We start from the raw sequence: 3112 nt of genomic DNA on the forward strand, positions 1-3112 counted from the left end.
CTTTAAGAATTACCATCCAGTTATTACCCAGCCCCGGGAGGGCAAACCGCATCATTTGCGGGAATACCACAAAGCGAAAACGCTGGGCGCGACTTAACCCATAGGCAGTAGCGGCTTCGACCTGTCCACGGGGTACGGCCAGCATGGCGCCGCGGAAAGTTTCGGTGAAATAGGCGCCGTAGATAAAACCAAGGGTGATGATTCCTGCGACGAAGGGATTGATTTCGATGTACTRCCAGCCCAATGCCACTGTGATGACCGTCAGCCAGGTTTGCAGACTGTAGAAAATCAACAGCATCAGCACCAGATCCGGCACCCCACGAATCAGTGTGGTGTAGAGCTGCGCGGGCATACGCAGCAGCTTGAGACTGGACAGTTTAGCGCTGGCGCCCATCAACCCGAGCAATACGCTAAGCAAAAGAGAGCACAGGGACAGCTTGACGGTCATCCAGGTGCCTTCGAGCAGCAGCGGGCCGAAGCCTTGCAAGCTGAATGCAGAGAGCCCCAATGCGCCTAATAATGGTTCAAACATGATCAACAACCTATAGCGAAAACGCCCATCCAGCGGACGAGCGCCGGGTGGTTATTTGCCGCTGTAAAGATTCAGATCGCCAAAATGCTGCTTCTGGATCGAATCATAGGTGCCATCGTCGTGAAGAGCCTGGATCGCTTTATCCAGCAAGGCCTTGAGCTCTGTATTGCCCTTGGCGATGCCGATGGCTGTTTTGGAGGGAAGATAAGGGCTCTCGACCGACGGGCTCATTTCGTAGTCAGCGCCCTGGGGGGAGTTGATAAAACCCAGTTGGGCTTGAAGCGCATCCTGAAGGGATGCATCCAGCCGCCCCGCTACCAGGTCGTAATACACCTGATCCTGGTTCTGATAGGACTGGATTTTTATCCCGGCTTTGTCCAGCACGGCCTTGGCGTAAGCTTCCTGGATACTGCCTTGAAAATAGCCAACCGTTTTGCCTTTGAGTGATGCCACATCCGTGCTCAGGTCCGACCCCTTCTTGAACACATAGGACGTGAATCCGGAGAAAAGCTCGCTTGAAAAATCAATGGCTTTTTCACGAGTGGCCGTCACGGTCATGGATGACAGGATACCGTCGAACTTGCCGGCCCTGAGGCCTGGAATCAGGCCATCAAAATCGCTTTCCACCCAGATGCATTTGACTGAAAGCTTGGCGCAAATCGCGTTGCCCAAGTCAATATCAAATCCCTTGAGGCTGCCATCGGCGGCCTTGGACTCAAACGGCGCGTAATTGGCATCTACGCCGAAACGCAAGGTGGAGTATTCTTTGGCAGACACTGCACTTGTGCACAACGCCAAGCCCATTACTAAACATAGCTTCTTTAGCGAAATCATAATTACATCCCTAGATATTGTAGTTGGATTAAGGGCAGTAAACATCCGACAGCATTAACCATGACGCTCGTTATTATTTAGCGAGACCTGCGTCTGGACTTGAACGTTACCTGAGTACGGCGACTTTACGAATATGGCAAATTGAACGTTATCACGAGCAAAATGCTCGCCTTTCAAGCAGACACCAATTTCATCATTAACAGTCCACTGACAATCAATACGGCGGCCACGATACGCAACAGCGTGGCGGGTTCACCCATGAAGAAAATACCTGCAGCAAAAGCTCCCACAGCGCCGATCCCCGTCCAGATGGTGTATGCCGTACCCAGCGGCAAGCTCTTCATCGAGAAGGACAACAGCGCAAAACTGGCAATCACGGTTACAAATGTAATGACCGTGGGCACTAATCGCGTAAACCCTTCAGATTGCTTCATCGAAAAAGCCCACACAACTTCAAATATCCCCGCAACTATCAAACTCACCCAAGCCATGAGCAACTCCCAATCAATAAAAAACACCAAGACTGTTTGCGCCAGGCGCAATTAACACGTCAACGTTATTAAAAAGACCCCCGCGAGGACGGGGGTAAAGACGGGTTGACCAAACCCTGATTACATAGCGCCCGTATTCAAATCACTTGAATGTTGCGTCCAGCGCGAACGCAATATCCTTGATCAAGTCTTCTGGGTCTTCCAGCCCTACAGAAAACCGCAAATGACCGTACTGGCGGAACTCTTCGGGGTACTTGTCAAAGCCACCTCGACCCTCTGCACCTACGTGCACGATCAGTGATTCGTCATGCCCTAATGAAACGGCCGACGTGATGATGCGCAGGTTCGAGACAAAGCGATTCTGGGTATCAGGATCACCCTCTACGGCAAACGCCATCACAGCACCATAGCCCTTGCCCGCAAATTGCCGGCGCGCCAACTCATGCTGCGGGTGGGAGGGCAAACCGGGGTAGTAGACGTAGGCAATCCGATCATCGCTATCCAGAAACTGAGCCAACTTTTCGGCCGAGTTCAATAATTGCTTCAAGCGCAGAGGCAACGTGACCGAGCCGCGCATGATCATCCACGCGTTGAACGGCGAAATGGTCGCGCCGAGGTCAACCAAGGCATCATTCTTGATCTTGTTGATCAACTGGTTGGAGCCGATCACTACCCCGCCCATGGCATCACCATGGCCATTGATGTATTTGGTCAATGAGTGAATGACGAAGTCGACACCGTGTTGACTTGCACGAAAAAATGGAGGCGGCGTGAATGTGGCATCCACAGAGATCAGCGCGCCATGAGCGTGTGCAATCTCAGCCAATGCCGCAATGTCTGCAACTTTCGTGGTGGGGTTGGCGATCGTTTCAGTGTGGATCAGCTTGGTATTGGGGCGAATGGCGTTACGTACCGATTCCAGGTCACCTACGTCTACGAAGGTTGCCTCAATGCCGTAACGTTCAGGCAGTAGTTCGGCGAAAAGCCGCCAGACTGCCTGGTAGGTGATGTCACTGACGATGACGTGATCACCACTTTTCAAGAATGAAAAAAATACCGAGTGCAAGGCAGCAACACCGGTCGCGAATACCACCGCGTCTTCACAACCCTCAAGGGCTGTGAGTTTTTTCTCAAGGCAAACCTGGTTGTGGCCTTGATTGCGTGTGTACACGAGCCCGTCCGGGCTCGACCAGTCCATGGTCGCGGGGTCTTCCGGCAAGAGATAGGAGTTCGCCATAACCAATGGCGTACGGAC

At 52.5% G+C, this 3112-nt stretch carries 4 protein-coding genes; all 4 read right to left on the bottom strand.

Annotation, left to right across the window (positions count from 1 at the left end):
- Window positions 1-532 (bottom strand): ABC transporter permease (locus AC1DVF_RS28780; protein ID WP_477783574.1); only part of this gene is annotated, 532 nt, incomplete at its 3' end.
- Between the two features lie 51 nt (window positions 533-583).
- Window positions 584-1366: a transporter substrate-binding domain-containing protein gene (locus tag AC1DVF_RS28785; protein WP_027616443.1), complete on the bottom strand. Its 783-nt coding sequence runs from the start codon at window positions 1364-1366 to the stop codon at window positions 584-586.
- A gap of 173 nt (window positions 1367-1539) precedes the next feature.
- Entirely contained in the window at window positions 1540-1857 is a 318-nt protein-coding gene (locus tag AC1DVF_RS28790; protein ID WP_122675166.1) for a DMT family transporter, read from the bottom strand.
- A 142-nt stretch (window positions 1858-1999) separates the two neighbouring features.
- Window positions 2000-3112: trans-sulfuration enzyme family protein (locus AC1DVF_RS28795; protein ID WP_477783575.1), on the bottom strand; the 1113-nt coding region annotated here is incomplete at its 5' end.

The organism is Pseudomonas sp. P4_D7 (assembly GCF_056401755.1).

Bases quoted from the DNA above. Each gene is read 5' to 3' on its own strand.
- AC1DVF_RS28785 (WP_027616443.1), bottom strand. From the start codon at position 1,366: ATGATTTCGCTAAAGAAGCTATGTTTAGTAATGGGCTTGGCGTTGTGC.
- AC1DVF_RS28790 (WP_122675166.1), bottom strand. From the start codon at position 1,857: ATGGCTTGGGTGAGTTTGATAGTTGCGGGGATATTTGAAGTTGTGTGG.